The sequence below is a fragment of the Clostridium sp. YIM B02555 genome, from assembly GCF_022320955.1.
GTDB lineage: Bacteria > Bacillota > Clostridia > Clostridiales > Clostridiaceae > Clostridium > Clostridium saccharoperbutylacetonicum.
On the sequence record NZ_JAKJJY010000019.1, the window covers coordinates 1 to 23,912 of the forward strand.

General features: G+C 29.7%; 11 protein-coding genes. All 11 read left to right on the forward strand.

The features are described from left to right. Positions 1-22 precede the first annotated feature (22 nt). The 11 genes from L3B98_RS21165 to L3B98_RS21215 are packed head-to-tail and all read left to right on the forward strand — an operon-like array spanning position 23 to position 23,908. On the forward strand, positions 23-4,630 hold the full coding sequence (locus L3B98_RS21165) for a hypothetical protein (protein ID WP_238918133.1): 4,608 nt from the start codon (positions 23-25) through the stop codon (positions 4,628-4,630). 10 nt (positions 4,631-4,640) lie between these two features. Beyond that, a complete protein-coding gene (locus tag L3B98_RS21170; RefSeq protein ID WP_238918134.1) occupies positions 4,641-10,352 on the forward strand; it encodes a glucosaminidase domain-containing protein in 5,712 nt (1,903 codons plus the stop codon). A gap of 2 nt (positions 10,353-10,354) precedes the next feature. After that, the gene (locus tag L3B98_RS21175) at positions 10,355-11,119 is read left to right on the forward strand and encodes a hypothetical protein (protein WP_238918135.1); all 765 of its coding nucleotides are present in this window, start codon (positions 10,355-10,357) and stop codon (positions 11,117-11,119) included. Beyond that, entirely contained in the window at positions 11,120-11,536 is a 417-nt protein-coding gene (locus tag L3B98_RS21180) for a hypothetical protein (RefSeq protein ID WP_238918136.1), read from the forward strand. Then, positions 11,517-12,359: a baseplate J/gp47 family protein gene (locus tag L3B98_RS21185; protein ID WP_238918137.1), complete on the forward strand. Its 843-nt coding sequence runs from the start codon at positions 11,517-11,519 to the stop codon at positions 12,357-12,359. Before L3B98_RS21180 ends, L3B98_RS21185 begins: the two co-directional genes overlap by 20 nt. 13 nt (positions 12,360-12,372) lie before the next feature. Beyond that, entirely contained in the window at positions 12,373-13,053 is a 681-nt protein-coding gene (locus L3B98_RS21190) for a hypothetical protein (RefSeq protein WP_015395904.1), read from the forward strand. Between the two features lie 2 nt (positions 13,054-13,055). Then, on the forward strand, positions 13,056-14,195 hold the full coding sequence (locus tag L3B98_RS21195) for a Low copy number virion structural protein (RefSeq protein WP_238918138.1): 1,140 nt from the start codon (positions 13,056-13,058) through the stop codon (positions 14,193-14,195). Continuing rightward, positions 14,189-18,208, forward strand: a complete 4,020-nt coding sequence (locus L3B98_RS21200) for a hypothetical protein (protein ID WP_238918139.1) — start codon at positions 14,189-14,191, stop codon at positions 18,206-18,208. The genes L3B98_RS21195 and L3B98_RS21200 overlap by 7 nt, the downstream gene beginning before the upstream one ends. Next, positions 18,205-21,969 (forward strand): virion structural protein, encoded by a 3,765-nt coding sequence (locus tag L3B98_RS21205; protein ID WP_238918140.1) that lies wholly within the window; start codon positions 18,205-18,207, stop codon positions 21,967-21,969. Before L3B98_RS21200 ends, L3B98_RS21205 begins: the two co-directional genes overlap by 4 nt. 55 nt (positions 21,970-22,024) lie before the next feature. After that, positions 22,025-23,452: a hypothetical protein gene (locus tag L3B98_RS21210; protein WP_238918141.1), complete on the forward strand. Its 1,428-nt coding sequence runs from the start codon at positions 22,025-22,027 to the stop codon at positions 23,450-23,452. Continuing rightward, positions 23,453-23,908 (forward strand): hypothetical protein, encoded by a 456-nt coding sequence (locus L3B98_RS21215; protein WP_238918142.1) that lies wholly within the window; start codon positions 23,453-23,455, stop codon positions 23,906-23,908. The last annotated feature ends 4 nt before the right edge of the window (positions 23,909-23,912 follow it).

The following is a 23,912-nucleotide window of genomic DNA, read 5'->3' on the forward strand; positions in this document are numbered from 1 at the left end:
TTTAAAGACAAAAGCTTTATATATGGCAAAGGATAATTTAGAGGAGTATATTTTATCAAGTTTAAAGAGCAGAATAATTAAGAAATATTCAAGTTATACAGATAGGGAGACATCAATGTTAACTAAAAATGGCATTGATGTTTTTGAGAATATATCAAAAAATGAATATATTAAATATCTTAAAGCAGATGAATTAAAGAGCAGTATATTAAAAGATAAGGATTTTGAAAGCATAAAGGAAAATCTCTACTACCTTAATGATAATAGCTCAAAGGAAAAGTTAAAAACATTTCTTTTAGAAAAATTTAAGTTTCCTGAAGAAAATGTGAAGTTATTTATTGATAATATAATAAACAAAGAATATTATTCAGCTAAGAATGAAGAAGACATTTCAAAGACAATTAAATTCATAGATGATAAGGGATATATTTTTATAACTTATACTGACTATTTCAATAAACTTGAAGATGACTTATTAAAATGTACAAAGTATAAACAAACAGCCTTTGAAGAAATTGAAGAATATATGAATATGTATTCTTTAATATTTAATTTAGAGGAAATAGAAGAATTAAATAATTTAGAGGATTTAAGAAAAATCTTTGGAGAAAAGGATAAATTAATTAATTTAAAAGAAGAATTAGAAAAGGAATATGCTATTGCTGCAAAGATAAATGGAATGTCAAAGGAAGAGTATAGAGATATGCTAAAGGATATGAAGGATGAGGCTAACTTAATTTTTAAATATTATGGCCATGATTTGCAGGAAGAAGAAATTAATTATAAGTCCTTAGAGGCCATAGAAAGAGCTGTGGAGGATATTAATAATAAGACAGGTTATAAGCATGAAAGCTTAAAGAGCATAGCTAAAAGATATTTAAATAACATGTTTAAAAATGAAAACTTCATACATAAAATGGAGCAAGCTTCAAATATTAATATTGCATTAGCAGCTCAAGATAATGCTTCAAAATATGACGAAATTAATGCTAATGAAAAAGGTAGTAATGAAAACCATGAAAGAATTTATGAAAATAGGCTTAAAAAAGCAGAGATAAAGGATATATCTATTAAAGATGCAGTTACATATAAAGAATATATTCTGCCATATGATATGAGCGAAACCTTTAGTGATACAGTAATTGAAGAAGGCAAGGAAAAAAGAGTAAATGCTTATAAGATAAATATAGAAAAGCTGCAGCTTGAAAATCCACTATATAAAGATTTATTTTCTAAGGATATGAAGGGAACCTATATTTATAAAAACCTTTCTCACAATTATGAGCCAAAGGAATATGCCCATAAGTCTAAAATAAAATCGGAAATATCAGAAATTATTATTCCAGCGTTTAAAGCAGAAGCTTTAGTGGGAGATTTAAAAGATAATTTGATAAATTTAAAAAAGACAAGCGCAGATTTAATAAATGTTTTATATGAGCTGGATAAGCGTAGCTATGAAAGTAATGCTACAGTTAAAGAAAATAAATATAAATCAGTACTTAAAGTAAAGGCTCAAAAGAAATTAAAGGATTATTATAAAGCTTTAATTTATGAAATGAATGACAGTAATGGATACTTTAAAAAGAGTCTTAAAGTACAAATGGGAAATAGTGCGTCCCTAAAGCTTTCAATGGAAGCCCAAATTGCAGAAAATAAAGGAGAAAAACCTTTAGAAAGTCATAAGCAAAACAATACTGAAATAAAATCCTCGCCTATAATTGAAACTGCTGATAGTAAAGAGGTCTTAAAGGGGAATAACACTATATATAATATTAATCCAAAAGATATATTTGGAGAAGATTATAACCTCGCCTATGAGTCCATAGGAAGGCAGCTTATTACTGATAATATAGATAAAAGTCCTGAATTTTATAATTATATGAAGGAGAACTTTACAAAGGATATTGAAAATATTTCTGAGATAAAGAAAAAAAGAGGGCCTTTATTAAAGGAAAAAACGCACTTAGAAAGCATAGGTAAAGGTTATTTAAAGAAATTTGGCATAAATAGTATTGTATTAAGCCATTTAGAGAAAATTTCACCATTAGTACACTTTGTAAAAACCTGCGTTAATGAAAAGGTACCAAAGGGATATGCTCAGGTTGTGCCAGGTACTTGGAATAAATTAGGTGAAGATCAAAAAATAAAAGTTCTTTTCGAAGGAATAAGAAAAAGTAAAAACGGGAAATATTTCTTAAGATCCAAAGAAGAGACTAAGGACATAGCTGATATGATCAAATTACTTGAAAATGATGATTATCAGGAACAAATAAACGGAAAATCCTTTGATATAAGTGAAGATAGTCATTATAAAGTAGACCAAAATAATAGTCCTATAAATAATGATGCTAATATTATGCAAGAATTATTAATAAAGCAAAGAAATAAAGTATATGCCTATAATTATTGCTTAAACAAAGGAAAAAGCTCACATTTTGAGAGAAATGATGCTTCAAAATTGAATAAAAATATGGATACTTTTATGAGCATATTTGAAAGTGAGCTTGAAGATAATTTTAAAAATGAGCCTGAAGATAATAAATTAAACATAAATTCTGATCACATAAAACAAAAGCTTAAAACTTCAGACGCTTATATAAATAATATAAATATTTTAAGTAATTTGAAGAATTCACCAGAAAATAGGTCAAGGGCTTTTAAGGAGCTTAAAGAAGATACTTTTTCACTAGCTTTAAAACAAGGTAGAGCTGTAGCAATAAATGATGTACTTGTGGATTTAAAAAAGGTAATTGAAGATCCAAAGTCCAATGCTTTGATCAATGAAAAATTCTACGAAAAAGGAATTTTCCCTGAAGGCGAAAGAAATAAAGTGCCTTTATATAAAAAAATGGACAGTATAAGTGAAAAAGCAATAGGTAAAGTTCAATTTGAAGATAAAGGGATATTTAACGAAGTATATTCAAGAAATTATGGAGAAAATGCTCCTAGTATAGCTGGTAAAAAGGTATTAAAGGGAGATAGAATATATTCTTTAAATATTGATGATGCAGGCCTCTTTAAAGTATTAGAAATTTATAGAAACAAAAAAGGAAATGCAGAATTAAAATTAAAAGATATTCAAAGAAATCATGTAAAAAGCTTTCAAGAAAAAAGCTTTGCTGACATATCAAGAACGGTAAGGAATTATAAAATTGCATTGCCTGAGGAAACTGATGAAACAGTATTAAACAAAATAAAAGCCCAAATAAAAAATGAATATATTAATATTCTTCCTAAATCCTTTGAGATTTTGGACAAGATTTTTAATAGAAGCAATTTAGAAGATAATCCTATTCATATAAAGGCCTTTAAGGAAATAAGAAAAGAATATGATAAAGCTAAGGCAACAGATTATGTAAATACAGTACAGGTGCTTAAAAATAAGAAGCTGATAACTGAAGAGGAAATTAACCATGTATCAGAAAAAATAAATGAGCAGCTAAAAGCAGGAGCTTCTAAAGAGGAATATAAGGAGAATTTATATAATCTCTTAAAGAAAAGTTCAAAGTTTAAAGAAAGAAACATAGACACTATTCCAAAAGTAGAGAACTTTCTTAAAGCTGTAATAACAAAGGAAAGTATTGAAAATGCAAGAATACTTGAGGCAGTGGAGAAAGAAAAACAGTATCCAAGAATAAATATAAGGGAAGCCAAGGGAATCTTAAAGGAACAAGCAAAAAGCATAATTAAAAAAGCTGATAGTTTGCAGCTTCCAGGGAAAAAGGTTGTTAAGAGTTATATTAATTACTTAAAGCAAGAAGATAAAAATAATGAAAAAATATTAAATTCTATCTACAGAGAAAATGCATATAATCCTGAATTTTTAAATAAGGCTCTTAATATTAATGATGCTTCAAACGAAGATCTTGAAAGCATTAAGAAAGTGAAAATAGGTTATGGAAAATATGCAGGATTGTCAATTGGCGAATTAAATAATAAATCCCTAAGTGAGATACTCAGGAAAGATTATTCTGATGAGTTAGATTACAAGGTAAACAAGCAGATAATAAAGAAGACAAAGGCTGTAATATATAATGCTAAACGCTTAAATAAAGACGGTATTATTAATAAAGAAGCTAAAAACTTAACAAAGGAAAAATTGAAAGTTTTTTTAGGTGGTACTTATATAAGTAAAATGGAAAATACAATAAACGAAGTTATTAAAGAAAAGGGTGGGCAAAAGAGCAGAAGATATAAGAAAGCTTCAAATTCTGTAAAAGCAGCCTTTGAAAATAAATCTAAGAATACAAATAAAGTGTTGGCCATAAATAAACCATTGACAGCAGGCAAAATGGTATCATCTAAGAACATAAATGGAAAATTTGAACCTAATATAATAGCAAAACCAAAGGAAAATATTAATAAAGCTAGTGAACCTATAAATATGGTTGATGCAAATTATGAAAATATTCCAAGAAGTAATACAAGATATTATGCAGAGCAAAAAATAGGAAATGCTATTAACATTTCAGCAAAATCACCATCGAATTCGACCAAAAGTGATATGTCACAGCTTATAAGTAAAGCTGTAGGTGGAAAGCACTTAAATATTAACACTAATTTTATGGATTCAAGAAGAAAAGTGACTCCAGCTGAAATTAACAGCATGATAGAAAATTCAATAAAGTAGGAGGTATAAAATGGATACAAGTGCAGCAAAAGAGCAAACCACTGCAAGCACAAGTGCAAGTACTGCCGATACAAATGCTACAGGTGAACCCAAAACTACTGAAACAGCGCAAAAAGATGATTATACTCCACAAGATATTCATGTAAATATGGCTAAGGTTACTAATGTAAGTAAACATAAAACCATGTCTTATTTTGGAGCTAATGCGCAGGCAACAACTAGAAGTGATATGAATGCTTTAAAATCCAGATTTGATAAATATGCAGAGGAAAGGCATTTTGAAGCTGCTCCTCCAGGATATTATGATTATATAATATATCCCCATAGACAAGATGCATATAATATGGCAGATCCAACAAAAATACTATCTTCAAGTTCAGAAAGTGATGACAGTTTAGTATCAGGAGATATAAATAGAATCCTTAGAATAGGGGACTTTTTTGCAGTAATTCCACCAGAGTTTATTACTGTAACTACTAGATCTACTGATAAATCGGTTCAGCCTTTAAGACAGGCAGGAAGTATAAAAACAGAAAATGGTTATTCAAAAAAGGATATTCAAATAAGCCTGATTTTAAATGGTATGGATCAGATAAATGGTTATAAAGTAGAAGGTCCAATGGATTATAGCTATTATGTAGATGGACTTAGGAATTTAATAGCTCAAATGAAATTTACTCCTTTTATGCCTATAGAAAATACCGTTGTAAATATAACTCATGGTGTAAACAATGTTGCAATAAGAAATATATATGTTGAAACTATAGCAGGCTTTCCAGAAGCATTACAGGTTGTATTAACCTTAGATGAATTTAATGTAACTCCATACTTAAGAATTCCTAATGCCTTCTTTGATAATTCAATAGATTGGGATTTATTTAGATGGTATACTCAAAAACCATTAACGGATTCTAGTGAAGTAGATAGTGATTTTCCAGAAAAACTTCATGCAATAACTACTTCAGCTTTAACTAATGATTTTAAATTTAGCATTTTTAAAGAAGAAAAGATTAAAGATGATTCAAAAAGTAAATCAACAACTAATTATTATGATTATACTAATAAAAATAATACAATTATTGACCCTAATATACATGGTAATATATATGACGAATCTAGCTATACAGAATTTATAAGCAGTGATGATGATATTACTTTAGTTAAAATGAGTTTCTCTATGGGAAATATAATGCCAAGTATACAATTATCATATCATGAAGCACCAACAATGCAATTTTTAGGTGGAACCGATACTGAATATAGTTTTATATTTCAAACTTCAGATTCATATATTGCAGGTAAATTTAATGAATTAAATACTCAAAATAAACAAACTATAAGAAGCAATAAATATACAAATGGATTGGGTTTTTTAAGAATAGACAATGAATTAGTACAGTTAACTGGAATCAACTGTGTAGTTATAAACGATATTAAAGTGGAAACTATTCCTAATTTTCCTGGGCTTTACTCAATTGCAGTTTTATGTGTAAGCTATAATTTTAGCCAAACAAAAGCTGAAGAATTAAAAGTTTTAAGACCTTTTGGAAAAAACGACAAAGGTGAAATTAGAGAAGGTACAAGAGCTGATTTAATTTCAATGGAACCACTTGGTTTTTTAAATAAGGTGTCTCAGGATATAGAGATAATGTCAAGGTTCCAGGAATTGGAATTATATCCAGATATGCATCTTCCAAAATATGAAGAAGCTGATGATGCAATTAGTAAAATAAGAGCATTTAGAGAAAAAAATAATTTACTTGAAATGCCAATGTATACAAAATATCCACGACATAAAACTATTTTGCCAGACAGCACTGTTGAAACAGAATATGAAGGATATTTAGACCCAGATTTCTATGTAATGTCTCTTGTCTCTTATTCAGATATTACAATAAATAATACAGATAAATTAAAAGCTAGTGATATTTCAAATGCTTTTTCATCAAATTCTAAAAATCCAATGGAAGAGCTTATGAATAAGGTAAGCGATCCAACAGATTTATTTATAACTCCTAAAATAACGCCAGATGCCGCTACAGAGCCAGATTATGCTTATGGATATGAAACACTTAAATTAAATAATCATCATGGATTTTTAGCACAGTGGGAAAATAAAGGCGAAGAAAATCTTAAAAATTCACAAAAATCGGACATTCAATTGAGTACAGGAACTTCTATACAAGGTTCAGGTATAACAATGCCAAGTAAGGTAAACAAGAAAACTGGTAATGTATTTATAGACTTGTTGTGTGACAGAATTGATGCAAAATGTAAATATAAATGGTCAGCAGCTGGAGAATTGTATGATGGGGTTCAATCATTTGATTGTTCTGGTTTTGTATCATGGGGATTGATGGCTATAGGCGCCATTAAATCAAGACTGACTACATATGATCTTGTGAATGTAGGAATAGCTATAGATGAATCAGAATTGAAGCTAGGAGACTTTATGGTAAGACATGGTGGTGATGAACATACAGCAGCATATTTAGGCAATGGTAAGACATGCGAAGCTGCAAGTACAGATACTGGATTAATATATGGTAATGTGGGAAAGAGATTTAATCGATATAGAAGAATACCTAATATGGCAGAATTAAATGAAGCCTTTTTAAAAGCTCATCCTGATTTTTATGCAGAATCAGGAGATTCAAGTTCAAGTAGCAGTTCAACTGAAAGTGCCACATCAACTACTACAACCTCTGGAGCAGCAAGTACAGCTTCAACATCTTCATCCTCCACAACATCAGGAATTGGAACAACACAAACAATTGATGCATCTTTTAATTTTGCAAGTCAAGATTTAAAACTTAAAACTGTATGCACTGCAGATCAATTAAATGCATTTATCTTAATACAACGTCCTAAAAATAACACACCAATGTGTGGCCAAGGTGCATCTATAATTGAAGCATCAAATCAAACAGGATATGATCCAGTATATCTCATGGCTCATGCTGGATGGGAAAGTGGATGGGGAGACTCTCCTATAAACGGAAAAAATAATTTTTATGGAATGGGTGCTGATAATAATAATCCTACAAAAGATGCATGGAGTTATGCTACACCTGAAGAAGGTTTTATTCAATGTGCAAAAGATATAGAGAGGCAATGGTATAGTGGGCATAATCAAAGGACATTAATAGAGATGGTAGACTCGTCACATGAATATTGTGGAGATACTGAAGCTGGTAAAATGGCATGGGTACAGGGGATTTCATCAATAATGAAAGATTTTCATAAACATTTTAATTGTTGGACAATGACTAATTCAGGCAATTTATCAACTAGTTCCAGTGGAGGAAGTATACCAATAGATACTACAAATCCATATGGTTATAAGCTTGCAATGTACAAGAATCCACATGCAGGAGCTAAGCATGGAGATAAATTGAGTTCCATTGATAGAAATAAATATGGAACAGATTTTGTTGAAAAAATACTTGATTTTAATGTTGGACAATTTGATTACAGTAAAATTGGAGAAAGTACAAAACAAGCAAATGACAAAGATCACGTAGTGGAATATATGTATAGAGATTCTGTGCAATATAATTTAGGCGGATTGCTAGCAAGAGCTTTTCCAAGTTACTTATTAGTATTTTTAGATGATCAAGCTGATTGGGTTGATAGAAAAAAACTATGGACAAATTACTATGTATCAAGGGCAGCAACTGATATTAACATACATGAAAGTGATGATAATCCTATAGCTGTAGCTCAAGTATCATTAACTAACTATAATGGGAATTTAAGCAGTGACAAAGTAGCAAAGAGTATTAGTACTGTAGGGTTTGATGATGGTGAGTGGATAAGAAAATTTATGTTTGAGGCAACTGGAACTATTTTTGATGAAGAAATAACTGATAAAATGATACAAATGAGAAATACTTTATATGATGAGATAAATTTGGGCGAAGGAACAAGAGTTCATATAAGACTTGGTTATGGATCAGATCCTTCAAGATATCCAACCTGTTTTAATGGAAGGATAACAGAAGTTAGTACAGAAGAAATTGTCACTTTTATTGCAGAATCAGATGGCTGTGAGTTAATGAATGAGCCTTTAACAGATAAGACAGAAGCAACAAATAAGGATTTAGGTCTTGGTGTTGAAGTGAGTAACATAATGGCGGATTTATTGGTAGCGAGAGAAAGTGGATTCCTATATACATTTTCACATGGATTCTTTAAATACAAATCAAGATATGGAATAGAGCATTTTGGTAGTCATATAAATGAAATTAAAGGAGAGATAGGCACTGCCAGTATTTCTTCAGGGGAGAAGATAACTTTTTCAGCGGCTGCCATGACAAATATTGTAGATGGAAGCATGTATTATAAACAATATGACATCATAAAAAATATTTACACAGGAACATATGATGGAGTTCCATTTTGTAAAAATCCATATAATCCAGCTGATGGTGAATTTAATTTTAGATTTTTCTGTAGTGGAAAAACGCCTTGGGATGTTATGAAAATGTGTGAAAAGGCTGTCCCAGAATTTGTTGCTTATCCAAGGTATTTTGGTTTTGAATCAAGAATGTTTTATGGTCTTCCTATATGGCTTTGCAATTACGATTATGTTAAAGGAAAAGATGGAATATACGAAAGAGCTAAATCTTTTGCTCAGGTTCATGAAATAACCTCATTAGACAATATTATAAGTAGTGATATTAAGCTAAATAGTAAAAATCATAATACTAATTATATTGGTATTTATTCTTTAGGAGGAGATTTAAGTTCAACACCATCAATAATGAGTGATAGAAATATAGATTGGTCTAAACAAAGCACAAAAGTTGTAGATACTACATCGGTACAAGATTTTTCATGGATGCCTGGAATAATAGATAAATTACTATCATGGACTGGTATGTATGATAATGGGAAACAATTAGCAATAAATGTGTGTGTGAGCGAACTTATGAAGTCATGGAAAAATACTTATGATGGAAGTGTTATTGTTTTAGGACAACCACAGATAAAAGCTTATGATTATATATATATGAATGATGAGTACACAAAGCTTAGTGGTCTATTTACAGTACGAGGAGTAACACATAGTTTAAGTGTAGATTCAGGTTTTATAACTACAATAACACCTGGTGTCATTGCAAATAATACTTTAAAGAAGAGTGGGATGAGTAATGTTATATCATCAATGATAGCTAATTCTAAGAGTAAAGTTATTTTATCTACAATACTAAGTGCAAGTCTGATGCATTTTACAAAAGGAGAGCATGGAGTTAAATTTACTAAGCTAGCTAATATGTTTTTAAACAAGAAAAACTTTGTAAATGGATTAGGAAAGACCATGTTTAATTATATTAAATCAACAAAGATACTTACGAATACAGCTGAATACTTGGAAGAACTTAATACTGTAAAAAAGGCAGTAACTGTATTTAAAGATGTAAAGGAAGTAGCCACACTAGTTTCTTCTTCGGCTGAAGTTGTTGCAGGCACTGTATTTCCACCTTCCATAATTATGATGATTGCTTTAGATATAATTATTAATATTGGATTAACTTGGCTTTATGATATGTTTGCTTATAGAAATTGCATTAACCTATCACCTTTATATAGCTTGCGACAAGATGGGAAAACTTATCCATTCTGTGCATCAGCTACAGGACAAAAAACATTACTACCAGGAAGTCCAGTAAGTGAAAAAGGAACTGATCTTCCAGGAGAAGAGGCAGGGGGAAAATAGTTTTGAGTATAGTTAACAAAATATCAGAAACCGTTCAAAATACCACTAGATCTAACATTAATTTAGTTAAAGGAACAGTAGTAAATTATGATAGCACAAATAATTTAGCAGATGTTTATATTGACAGTTTATCGAGTGGAGGGGATACTACTTTAACAGATGTTCCTATACAAATTTCCTCAAAAGGCGTTCATTCCAGTGGACTTAGCATAAATGATATTGTATATATACAGTTTGCAAATAGTTCCCTTTTTCAACCTAAGATAGTTGGTATTGCTGATGAAGTATACGCTTATAATACAAGAATAAAAGAAAGGCATTTAAGAAAAGGAGAACTTACAGTAAATCAAGATACTTTAGATGGTGAAATAACTTCACCATCTTGTAAAACTTGGATAGATAACGACAATATTCATTTAGCCAAAACTGGTGAATTTTTCAACCAAAATGCCATAGATAATGCCGATAAGCTTATGTTTTCAAAAGGAAATTTTAATGGGCAAGATATTGGAATCTATAACCCAGTGTCATCAAGTGTTATTAAAATTACCGATAATGGCGTTATAAATATATTTGTAGAAACAAATACAGGTATAAAAATAGATCCAACTAATAAAACAATCGAGATATTAGGAAATAATGTATGTACTAAAACAGAAAATTGGTCGGTAATTACTAATAGTATAGATATTAAAGCAAGAGATAAAATAACCATAACAGCGAGGGAATTAGAGCTCAATGTTGATAATATAACAGGGGTGAAATAAGTGATAGTAAGGGATTTTGCAATAAGTGATAACGGGGAGCTTAAATTTGATATAAGCAAAAAAGATGCTGCTAGAGCCATAGATGATGGACTAATTAGACAAATTGCATTATGCAGAATTAAATCTGTAGTTAATGACTGGTTTAACACTAATATTGGGGCAAATCTTGAAGAATTTATAGGTGAAGCTTGTAATGAAACTACAGCTAAAAATATGATAAGCGCAATAGAAAATTCAGTTTCTTATGATGGTTTTTTATCTAAAAAGGAAATATACTGCATATCACAACTAGAAAAAAACAGCATTGGAATATTAGTTTTTATAAACAGCCAATATGGAAATTCAACTTCTTTAATAAATGTACGAATTGATGTAGTTGGAGGTGTAAAGATAAATTATGGAACTTATAAACAATAAAAGTTTTAATGAAATATGTGAGCAGCTGAAAGAGCAGTTTAGTGAGAATGGATTTACGACTACTCCTGGAGGAACTGCAAAGTTGTTTGCAGATATAATAGCAAAGAATCTAGCAGAGTTTTATGATACTTTAGAATTAAATCATGTACAAGCCTTTGTAACTACTGCTACTGGAGAATTTTTAAATGCTATTGGAAAGTTATTAGCCTGCGAAAGAATACCTAACGAAGTAGATGATGAGTATAGGAAGAGAATAACTAGTCAGTGTTTAAGTCTTTCAAACGCCAATGAAACATCCATAAGGCTTGCAGCCTTAGGAATTAAATATGTAGATGATATTGTTATGAAGAAATATTCCAATGGTCCAGGAAGTTTCACGGTTATGCCAATAATAAGTTCTTCTGCTAAAGCTGAAGATGATACTTTAAATAAAGTACAAAAAGCAATATTAGATGTATGCTCCTATGGAGAAAAGGTGATCATTAAACTGCCAACATTGAAATATGTTAAGTTGTCAATCTCTTTAACTTATTCAAATAATCTTACAGATACAGAAAAGCAATCCTTAGCTGTTGCTGTAAGGACAAATATTATAGATTATATTAATTCCATTTCTATTGGAGATGTTCTTATTATAAATGAACTTACTAAAGTAATTATGCAAACTACTTTAAATAATACAAAAGATAATAACGAAATAGTTAATTATGCATGTAATTTATTGAAGGTAAATGATGAAGTATGCTTGTTTATTAATCAAGGCTTAAGATGGGATGAAAAATTTCAGGTATCAACAGATACAGACGCAATTACAGTAGCATAAAGGAGAGAATACGATGTTCTACAATAGTGAGCCAGAAGTACAAGTTGAAATAGTAAAAGCAGTAACGGCAGTTTTAACTTCAATAATAGCGATAATTGGCACATATGTTGGAATAAAGAGGAAAAGAAGAAAAAATTCCAATGATGAAGAAAATGATAAACTAAGGTTAATTTATCATCCTGTATTTACAAGGATTGAATATAACAAAAATACAATTAGAAATTGTTTTGAAATGAAAAATAAGGGGAAAGAAATATTATTCAAGGAAATAATCAGTAAACATTTAGATATTTGTAGGTTTTTCTTGAAAGACTTTGTGAAATATGTAGATAATAATGAGGATATTGATTATAACCAATTAGAAAATAGAAGTGTTGAGGTACTTAGTAAAATAATAAATGAATTAAATTATTTTTACATAAGTGATACATCATATTCTACAGAAGAAAAAAAGGTTTTAGAAATTGTTTTAGAAAAATATCAGTTATGGAATAGTCATAGACAAAGCATAGCTGTTGATATGATTAAAAATGTTTGTGGCTCAGTATTTTATCCTGATGCTTATACTAAAACTGTAACTATTTTAGATATATTCCTATTTTTAATTACAGATGTGGTAGATCAATCAGATAAAACACTAAATAGTATTAATGGAGATTTGAAAGGATTAGTTTTTAGAGGGGTGATGATTTAAAGATGTCAGATTTTAAGTTCGCCAAATATACTGAAAAAATAAGATCCATGTTACCATTTTGGTTTCAAATGAGAAAGCAACCCGCAGAGTCTATCGGGTTGCAATTTTTAAATTTTTTTGGAATTCAGCTAGACGATATAGAATATATTTTAAATTATGCATATAAGCAAACAAGAATAGAAGATGCAGATACTAAGTTTGTTGACATTGTATATAAGGCAATACTGCCTTCTTATTATGATATGAGTAGTATCAAGATTATTTCTACTAAGCATGAGCTATTGAGTAAAGCTGATAAATTATATGATTTTTTTGGCCTCGGATATAATTATGGAATAATAGATAATAATATTATGCAGCCAGATTATTATTTTTTGGACATTGAAAATAAAATTATTTATGTAAGGGAAGCTTATGATATTGATGATAATTATGAAGGTGGTCAGATAACTGTAGAATTGAAAGATGGAATCATTAATACTTTTGCATTATCTATTCATCAAATTTGGAATTACTTTGATGAATTTGGAGCTTTACTTTCATGTCCAAGATTATATGGAGAAAAAAATGAAGAATATAAAAATAGAATATTAGATGTCTTTAAAAATCCTGCAAATTCAAGTAAAAAAGGATTAGCTAATGCTATATCAAGGGAGCTTGGTATGAGAAAGCATAAAGTCTGGAAAGATACAAATGAAGATTTTGTAATTAAAGATTCTATGGTTATAGCTAATTTAATTAAAGTAAAAAATGAAATTGTTAAGGAAGAAGATATACTTTATACGCCAGAAGGATATTTAGCGATTAAAGCTCTTGGAACTAATGAAACATATGTTGAGGTAAGTTATATAAGCGGACTTGAAATAAAAGCATTAATAGATCATAGTAATAATAAATTTAGCAATGAAACCTATAATGCTAATGGAATGCCAAAAGATTTAATGCTAAAGTATGTAAAAAATATTAAGAATAACTGCAGCATTATGTGGGACGATTTTATGTATAATGAAGCATGCTGGATACAAAATAGTGATGAATATAAGGTAGATACCTTTGGCTTTATTCCAGCTACATATGATTCTAATATTAAAGGATTCGGTGATTACGGCTATTTTGATAAGGGGGGATATAAAAGATGGTAATTGAAAAATTTCAATATAAAATAACCATTACAATAGAGAATTTGGTAATGAATTCCCTAGTTGACTTATCAAAGACGATTACCAAACAAGATATTGCTTTATCAAGCACAGAACCAGTTCAGCTTGAAAAACATAATTTAATAGATTATTTTTCAAGGGAAATAGGAAGATTTTGTGCTCGAAATACCATAAGTCAAAAGGATTTAGCACTATATGGTTATGAAATTACATCTAACACTGATGGAATAGAGGTTTATTTTAATACTGATGATACAAATGTATTTAGTCCTGAACCTGCTATAATGGCAAAATTAAGTGCTACAAAGGATCAGCCAGTATTAAAGTGTGTTCAGCTATACAATAATGTAGTTAAGTGGTATTGGGAAGCCAGCGAAGAAATAAAATATCTTAAAGATGAACATGATAATATAATTTATCAGGTACCAAGCGGAATTGGATATTATATTGAAAGTGACTTAAAGACAGGGGCAACCTATACTAGATATCTTAGTGCTGTAAATTCAGCTTTAGAAAAATTACAATCACTACCTTGTTCCATAACATTATTGGAGCAAGCAGAAGAAAGCACTTATCCTGTTTTTGAAGTTGAAGATAGAGATGAGACAATTTGTGAAATAAATAAAGATTATCCAAGTAAACTAAAAGCCTTTGCTTCAGGAGTTGGAGATGATAATGACTGTTTGCTATGCAAAGCAAGTGATTTAAGTTTAAATCACAAGTTTAAGCTATACAATAAGATTTATGGTATAAGGGCAAGTAACGATATAAAACATCATGCTATAAAATTTAAGTATAGATTTAAATTAGTTGGAGAAGTTCCATATTTGGGATATAGAGCAGCCTTTACAGTGAGAGTTACAGCACAGGAGTGCAATAATATCCTAGCCGATTCAAAAGGTGAAGTGCTTTATGGACAGCCTATGGTAAGTGAAAAGAACTTGACTTACACTTTAGACGATAATGTTCAGGTTGCAGAAATATATTTATATCAATTTTTCCCTAAGCTTTTAGTAGAAAATTATAAAAAGAGATATAAATTTACAATAGAAATTTTTAATACGTCCGGTGAAGCTGTGGTATATAGCCCGGCATATGGTGGACGAGCTATAAAAAATAATAATTCCTTTTCTTGGAGTGAACATGGTTACTTTGACCATATGTTCACAGTTGGAGCAAAGGCTACTAAGCTTACTAAGGAATATGTTGAATGGTATCCAACAAAAGATTATGATCCACTTACTGGAGTGATTAATGGAGACTTTGAAAGTAGTAAGGATGGCTTAAAGAATCTTCATGTCAATATGAATACTTTTGATACGTCAAAATCAGTAATAAATAAGAAATATTATTGTGTATTTGAAACTATTTCACCAGATAGCGGTTATGTACAATTTAAATGGGACAATCCAGTTAAAGATCATGACTATACGCAAGTCGATGGAGATGGCATTACCTTTTATTCAGATTCAATTTTTGCTGATGACAGTGAGCACAGTGAATTTATAACTCAAACTGAAGTAGGTCCATATGTCATAGAGGATAATAGAGATCATAAATATACCTATACTATATCAGGAATCTCTGTTGATTTAGCAGCATATAAAAGATTTGAACTTAGAATAGTTCCTAGTATTAATGATATTTTAATTATAAGTAACATTCCAGATTTAATTATAAAGGAAGATGGAAGTATAGATACCACAGTTACCGTAACGTGTAGAAACTTACAAAGTGCAACTGCAAAATGGAGTCCAAGTATTCATAATGGATATTACTATTATAATCAAAATGAGTATTTTTTATATTCTAAATGCGTACCAGATGATCAAAACCTTATCGAAGAGGATCTTTACTTAACTAAAGATGTTCAGGTGAAGTTGGAAATAGGAGTACAAGGAGAAAAGAAGGAGAATAAAAAATATACTTATCATTTATCTACGAAAGAAGATCTTCTTCTTGATAGTTATCACTATGAATGGGCTGATGACATGGTATGGCCTAAAGCAATTGAATCGTATAATGATTATTATAGTGAATATGCACCATACTATGAATATTATACAAAGCCATTTGTCTTTAATGATAAGGTAACTCATTATTCCAAAATCACATGGGATGAGGCAGGAACACCAAATGGTACAATAGAAGTTTATGCCTATGCTTATGATGAAATAAATGGAGTTTATAATCCTCCAGTAAGAATATATAGAGATAAGGAAATTCCAAAAGAATTGCAGTTATCTAGAACTTTAATATTAAAATTTGTGTTGAAGCCATCAAGAAAACCTAAGCTTAGGAAAAGAACTATTCTTTATGACTGCGAAGCTGATTGGCGAAATCATATGAATTTTTATTTATCTTATAATGTATCCTATAATGAGGAAATTCTTATGCCAATGTCTTATTCTGTAGATGGCGCATATGTAGGAACTTTTATGGATTTAGGAGATACTGCAGAAGAAATAAAAGAAAGAAGTATAGAATTTAATCCTGTTTACCAAGGGGAAATAGAAATTTATATGGTACAGGCTGATCATAAAAATGATATTCAAGGGAATGTAAAGTATTTTGACTGGCAGAAGGTTGATATAAATACAGTCAAAACTGATTTAAAAAGATTCATAAGGTATATGATAATATTAAAGCCAAATTCAAAAATATTTTATATGGAAATGAAAGTTCAAAGATATGAATATACTGATGAAGAAAGAAAAGATTATCTGCCAGGCTTTGGAAATATATATGTGGAAGCTCTTAGTTATTATGATTATTATTTATTTCACCATAATAATACATCTATTTATCCAGGGGAAACACATATATCGGAAACTTCATCAACTTGTTCTGTATGTGGCCTTGATGCGGCAACTTGTACTTTAGTTGAACACATTGTAACTACAGATGAAGCAAAATATGAGTACGTATTTACTCATTCCTTAAAATATGATGCTAAAGATGAGTTATTAATAAGTAATTTAAATGGAGAATTAACGCATTTATCAACTGCATTAAGTTTTAATGTAGGAAATGTGGTTAATACTAATTTTTATCCATATGGAGATATTTCAGATTTTTCAATATCCAAGGTAGGAAATGAAGTTTATATTAAAAGTGATGATGTATTATATGATGAGCAGCTCATAGAGAATAACCAAGCTGGAGCTACGTATAGAATCACTGATAATACCATTACTTTATCTCCAATTCCTCAACAGTATGCACCAATAATTATTTACTGTGACGAACGTGATGAAGCCTATACACAAGTGTTCTTTACAGATGAAAATTATAATTATGTTTTAACGAATACAGAGGAGTTTGAATCCTTAGGTTTTAAGACTTTATACTTGAAATATTTGAACATAGATATCAAGAGTTTAAAAGTCGAAATAGACTATAAACAATATTTGCAGTATACTATAAAGGATAATGTAATAATTTTTAATGGAAAAATAGAAAAAGGAAAGCATATTAAAGTTACTTACAAGTTATTGCATTCTTTTGCTGTTAATTATGATTACTCAAAAGATACTTTTAAAATAGATTTTAATAAAGAAACTGGAGATAGTGTCCAAAATATAAAAATATTTTATGAGACAAATAAAATTTCTTCCTGTAGGGAATTAAGTGATATAAGCTTTAATCCTATATATAGTGCAAGATATAATGGATATGTTTTTATATGTGATTACGTAGATGAACCAAGGAGTGTAACCATATATCCATCAAGTGATTATATATATGCTAATGGACTTGATACAATGAATACGCTAGTTCAGGTATTAGATAAAAATAGTAATCCAATAGAAAATGTTAAGGTTAATATAGTAGCCGTTAAAGGCAGCATTAACATAAGAAATGAAAAGACAGATTCTAATGGAATCATATATTGCAGATATACAGCTTCATTAGAAAATTGTATTGATACTATTAAGGCAACAGTATCAGCGGATGTAAAAGATGAAGTTAAAATATATAATAGAAAGTTGTGATTTGCTTGGCAGAAGATTATAAGGAAATTCGAGATACAATTAAATACACAATAAAAGAAAATTCAATTCTTCATGGGATAATTCCAATAGGCAGAATAGGAGTTACAGGTATTGAACTTTCAAATGCATATAAAAGAGATACGTATAAAACTACTAAAGAAAATCCTTATGGTACTATTTTATTTGCAGATATAAAAGTTCAAGGGGATAGAATAAAGTTCACCTATACTTGTATGACAGGTTTTCATGGAGATGACTCTTTTGAATTCTTAATAACTTATTCTGATGGAACAAGGCAGCTTAGAGTAATTGAAATGGATGTTATTAAAAGCTTTTCCAATGAAAGTGTAACTAATCAGTATTATGAATATTATTTGGATCCAGAATATAACTTGGTAGAAAGTAATGGAATTAGAAGTATTGAAGTTAATTACAATACTCAATATAAAGTTTCAGGTAAAGACTTATATCCAACAAAAGTCTGCTTGGCAGTTTCTGATAATAGTTTAAGTATAGAATCAAATTTACAAACCATGAATCATGTTAATACTGCAAGTAATTTCACATGTTCAGCAAGTACTCAAACTGTAGTTAATGCAAAAGTCATACGAGATGACAAAAGCGATAATATAGAATCAGCCAAGGGAAATAAAATATATGCAGTTCCAAAAGTAGATATTACACTAGCTTCAAAACTTCCTTTCAATGGAACAGAATATTTAATCTTGACCTTTAAGGACTTTGAAGATAAAAACGATGGAGAATGGTCTTATGGAGAAGAAGTAATAAATATAATCTTTAATGCACGAAAAATAGATGAAACAGAAACCACCTATGTTATAGGACAAAATACTTGGACTTGGGATGATAAGCCTAACTTTAAAGATACTAATGTTGATTTTCCAGCAGTTCCTTCTAATAGCTTTGAAAAGTATGAAAGTGATTTTCAAGATGGAAATCTTCTTAGAAATACAGATGCCCATTTTGAATTTAACAAATATAATAACAGAACTATAAGAGTAGGAAAGAATGTACCAGATTGTGCTGTAAATTTGGGGTTTTATTACAATACAGTTGCAAGTTATAACGATACAATTTCAATTCAGGAAACAGATACAAATTCAGTTGGCGTAAAAAATGTTGTGAAGTGGATCAGTAAGAGAAATTTACCTGAAAAGGACGATACTTTTTTTCCATCAAGTTTTGTATTTAATGGTGAAGATAATACAGAGTACCATGGATATTCAGGAACTTTATATAGGCAGTATGTGGACTGGGATGAAAGTCTAGAAATAGATCAGAATCCTGAATATATTGAAGTTTATGAACAGTTTAGAGGAACACAAAATGTAAGGATACCAAGAATAAAGAAGTATGATAATGGGAAAAAATTTGGTACCTTAAAATATATAAACTCTGCCAATGAACCTTATGATTTCTTTAAGGATAGCCATAATATTTTTACTATTAAAGGAGAAGGATTTGTTCCGCGTTACTGGCTTATAAGTGCAAGATATGGAGGAATAATAAGTGATAAGATTCCTCTTTATAATGGTACTGCTAAATATTTAGGATATGTAACAAAAAAGGATGGTCTTAGCAATATTGATCCAGAAGCTGAGAGAGAATTTATAATGTATGCTGATGAAAGTGGAATCCTTCATGATATAGAGGGAAATGATTTAATTGATGATGATTTATTTTATATCACAGATAAGTTTAAGGATGAAACCCCTCTTTACTATAAATATAAGCTTAAATACAGAGTTTACAACAATCTCGGAAGAGACGAATATGGAAATTACAAGGCAGATAATATTAAATTGGTTAATGAAAATAATATGCCACTGCTTGATACCTATAAATATAAGGTCTTTTTAGAGCCTACTAAATATGCTGATATTTTTGATGCTTATATATATACTAGCGTTGTGCCACTAGCTGCAAACCCTGTATATGCAATGTATGATGGTATAGCTCAGGAGGCTTATACCTTAAAGAATGAAATATCACCTCTTGATGTTAAAGTTGGAATCCTTGAAAAGATAAGTGTGATACAAGCAATGGATAATTATGTTGATTATGACATAGAAAAATCCCAAGGAATCACCCTTCAAACTAAAGTTAAAATGACAGATTTTAATGTTATATACGATGAAAGATGTAAAATAAGGATTCAATATGTAATTTCAGCAGGAAGTATTAAGACTCCTCCAATAGAAGCAGAAGTACTAAATAAAAAGTATGCTTTATATTCAGAGAAAGATTTATTTAAGAATGACAATATGATTGTATCTCCAAAGGCTGTAACGGGATATTTAACAGCAAAAAGTATATTGCTTAAGTATGCAGGAGAAGATCATCGTGAAGAAATCGAAAATGCTGAAGTAGTAAAAGTAGGAGTTGACATTGATGATTTCAATAGCTTTTTAGTAAGAGATAAAGTCATTTTATATACAGATCCAGATGGCTCTGGACTAATATATGCAAGAACCTACGAAGATACAGGCATTAAAAACACAGAAGATGGTGTTACAAGATATAATAAATCTATGGATCCAGATAGTATTTATCAGGTAGTTAATGGAAAAATATTTAAAGGTTATTCTGTTTTATGCAGAAACATAAATAAAATAAGGTTATGTGGCCCAGATGAAACAAATCCATTAAAAGAATGGTATTCAAAATTTAAATACAGCTATTTTAAAAAAGTATATGAAAATGATAGTACCCAGTTAATATATTCTATACCTGAGTTTCATTCGCAGGTTTGGGGAGTTTATGGCAGCCCATATAAAGATGTTAAAGATGAAATACCTCAATATGTTGGAAATAATACAGTAAAAACTGTCCACTATCCTTTATATGTGAAAGTAAATGCTTTAGGTAATCCTGAAAATATAAAAGCTTATAAAGTTCTTCATGATGGTTCCTTAAAACAACTTACTGTAGAAAGCTTTAATTTTAAGTATGGATATATAGAATTTAAAAATGTTATTTCAGAAAATGATAATATACTTATAAATTATTCTTATGAAGAGCTATTTTTTCACTACAAAGGCTATTATCCTTTAACAGATGGTAAAGCTGATAAGAATAAAAAGATGATTGATGTAAATATTAATCCAAGTAAATATTGTACTTATACAGATACAAGTAATGAGATTCAGGAAGAAAAACAGGTTTATAATTTGTTTAATAAGACAATTTATTTCTTCTTAAGACCAATGAGGCAAATTGATGTAAAAACAAATAAAGTAATAGAAGAACGGGATCAAGAATTTACAATATACCATAGATTTGATACTCAGGAAGCAGAGGGCAGTTTTGACTTGCTTATAGGAAGACTTTTTGTAAGACATCATGCATCTCAGAAATCAACAATATTAATTGACACAAGGCAAAGAGGCGGCGGAATAATTGAAGCAATGTCTGATAAATTAAGGCAGGAGCTTGAGCCGGAAAGTGATTATTATTTAGATATAGGAACTTTAGATGGTAAGCCTTATCATGAAAATTCAGTTATAGTTATAAGACTTGATAAGAGGATGTTAAAAATAAATGGAGGGATATATTCCAGGGATGATATTGAAAATGCAGTCAATAGATGGTGCGCATATGGAATGTACCCAATTATAGAATATGTAGAGGTTGTAGATGATGAATTAATGCCTCAAAATACAATGAAGGTAAACAGAAAGGTAGTAAATGCACTTAATTTCAATCCATATATAACAGTTAAGGTTATTGATGAAAATTAAATAAGTAAGTGTGAGCTATATTGTAAGCTACTTTAATGTAAAGGAAGTGTAACTGTTGAAAACAAATTTAATTAAAATATATAAATCATCTTCTGGAGATATGACTCATTATATATATCGCAGTAAGAGTATTCCTATAGAAAAAGATTTAGAGGAATTCATAGATAACAGAACTCCTGTGGGCGTTATATCAGAAGTAGCTGATACTAAGACAGTATCAGTTGAAGAATTAAAAAATGTCTCAATGCTTGTAGATAAATCCCCAAAAAATCATCAAGGCTATACAGGCTTCAGTTTGCCTTTTAATTTTAATGTACCTAATTCCACTTATTGTATTAAGTTTAGAAATAGTGTAGATTCAACAAAAGATGATGCCATATATAAAATTTTTATAGGTGCCAATGTTATAACTCATGTGCAACAACTAGATGATAATGATAATGTATTAAATGATATAACTGATAGTGATTTATTAGCTAAAAGCTTTGTATTATTAAAAAATTCAATACTGTTTATCAATGATTTTGACTTAAATTATAAAAGCATAACTTTCTATGGTGATTTAACAGTCTATAATTTTTATGATGTGGGAAAAGGCTTTGAAGATGTGACGCCTGAGAGAGGACATGGAATATACAAGCCTATTCTTAAAACAATAAATACTACAGATTATACAGCCTTTTACCAAGATGCCGATTTTAGAAAGAATATTTATTACTATTACGTTATAGCAAAGGATAGTAGTGGAAATATTTCAGATATAAGCAACACTGCAATAGCTGAGATTTCAGAACCATATTTAAGTTTTTCCTTAAAAGCAAGCAGTGATTATTATAGTGCAAAGAATCCAACATTTGATGAAGTTTTAGGTACAGCTTCTTCTATAGAGGAAATTCGCGTACCAAAGGAAAAGCTGGTAAGCAGCATAATACCAACGGAGGGTATAAGTATTTATGCTTCAGATTTAGATGAAGATGGATCAAGGATTTTGAAAATAACTAATATTTGGAATTCTGATAGTAGAAAATTAATGCTTAGAAATAAAAAAGTATTAAAGGGCATTAATTCTTGCATTGATGAGAACTCTGCAACCATTAGTGTAGAATCTGATCCTTTCATATTTGATGATGGTAAAGAGGAAGTTTTTATTGATAAAATAGAAATTCTTAGGAAAGATGTAACATTACTTTCAAAAGATGATAGAAATGAACCTATTCAATATAATGATATTGATGGAAGAGTACTTAAAGTTTTTGTAAGACAAGGAGGAGTCTATTATCAAGAATATTTCTTAAGGAATGAGAAAATGGAAGAAAATGATTACGATTATCCAACGTATCTAGTATCTTCAATAACCCTCGATTCAAGATTTCCTAATTTAAAAGTAAATGATATAGGAATAAGAGGGAATAAATATAATTACACAATGTATTTGTATGATAAATACAAGAAAATTTCAAAAGCGATTGTGAGTGTGGTATAAATGCTTAAATTAGTTGATGAAAATATAATTACTTTTGAAAGATTACCTTATTATTTGTGTAAAGGCTATAACTTAACTATAACCTATAGTGATGGTATCGAAGAAACAATATATATTGAAAATACTAAAAGCGCAAATTATATAAGAGAAAAAAAGGAACTTGAGTATAATGCAAGATTACTTTGGACTCTACCAGCAGATATATATGCTGAAAATGCCTCAGAACTAAAGGTATATATAAATAATGTTCAAATAAACACAAATTATTATAACTATAATATAGCAAGCAGGATGATGTCCATTGATGTATTAAATATAACTGCAAATGATACAATTGAGGTCGAATTCGATACAGATAAGATGCAATATATCCATAGCAGCGAAAAAACCTGTACCTATTACATATACCCGATATTTAGAAATAATTATAAAATAGGGCAGCATACTAAACTTTAAAGGA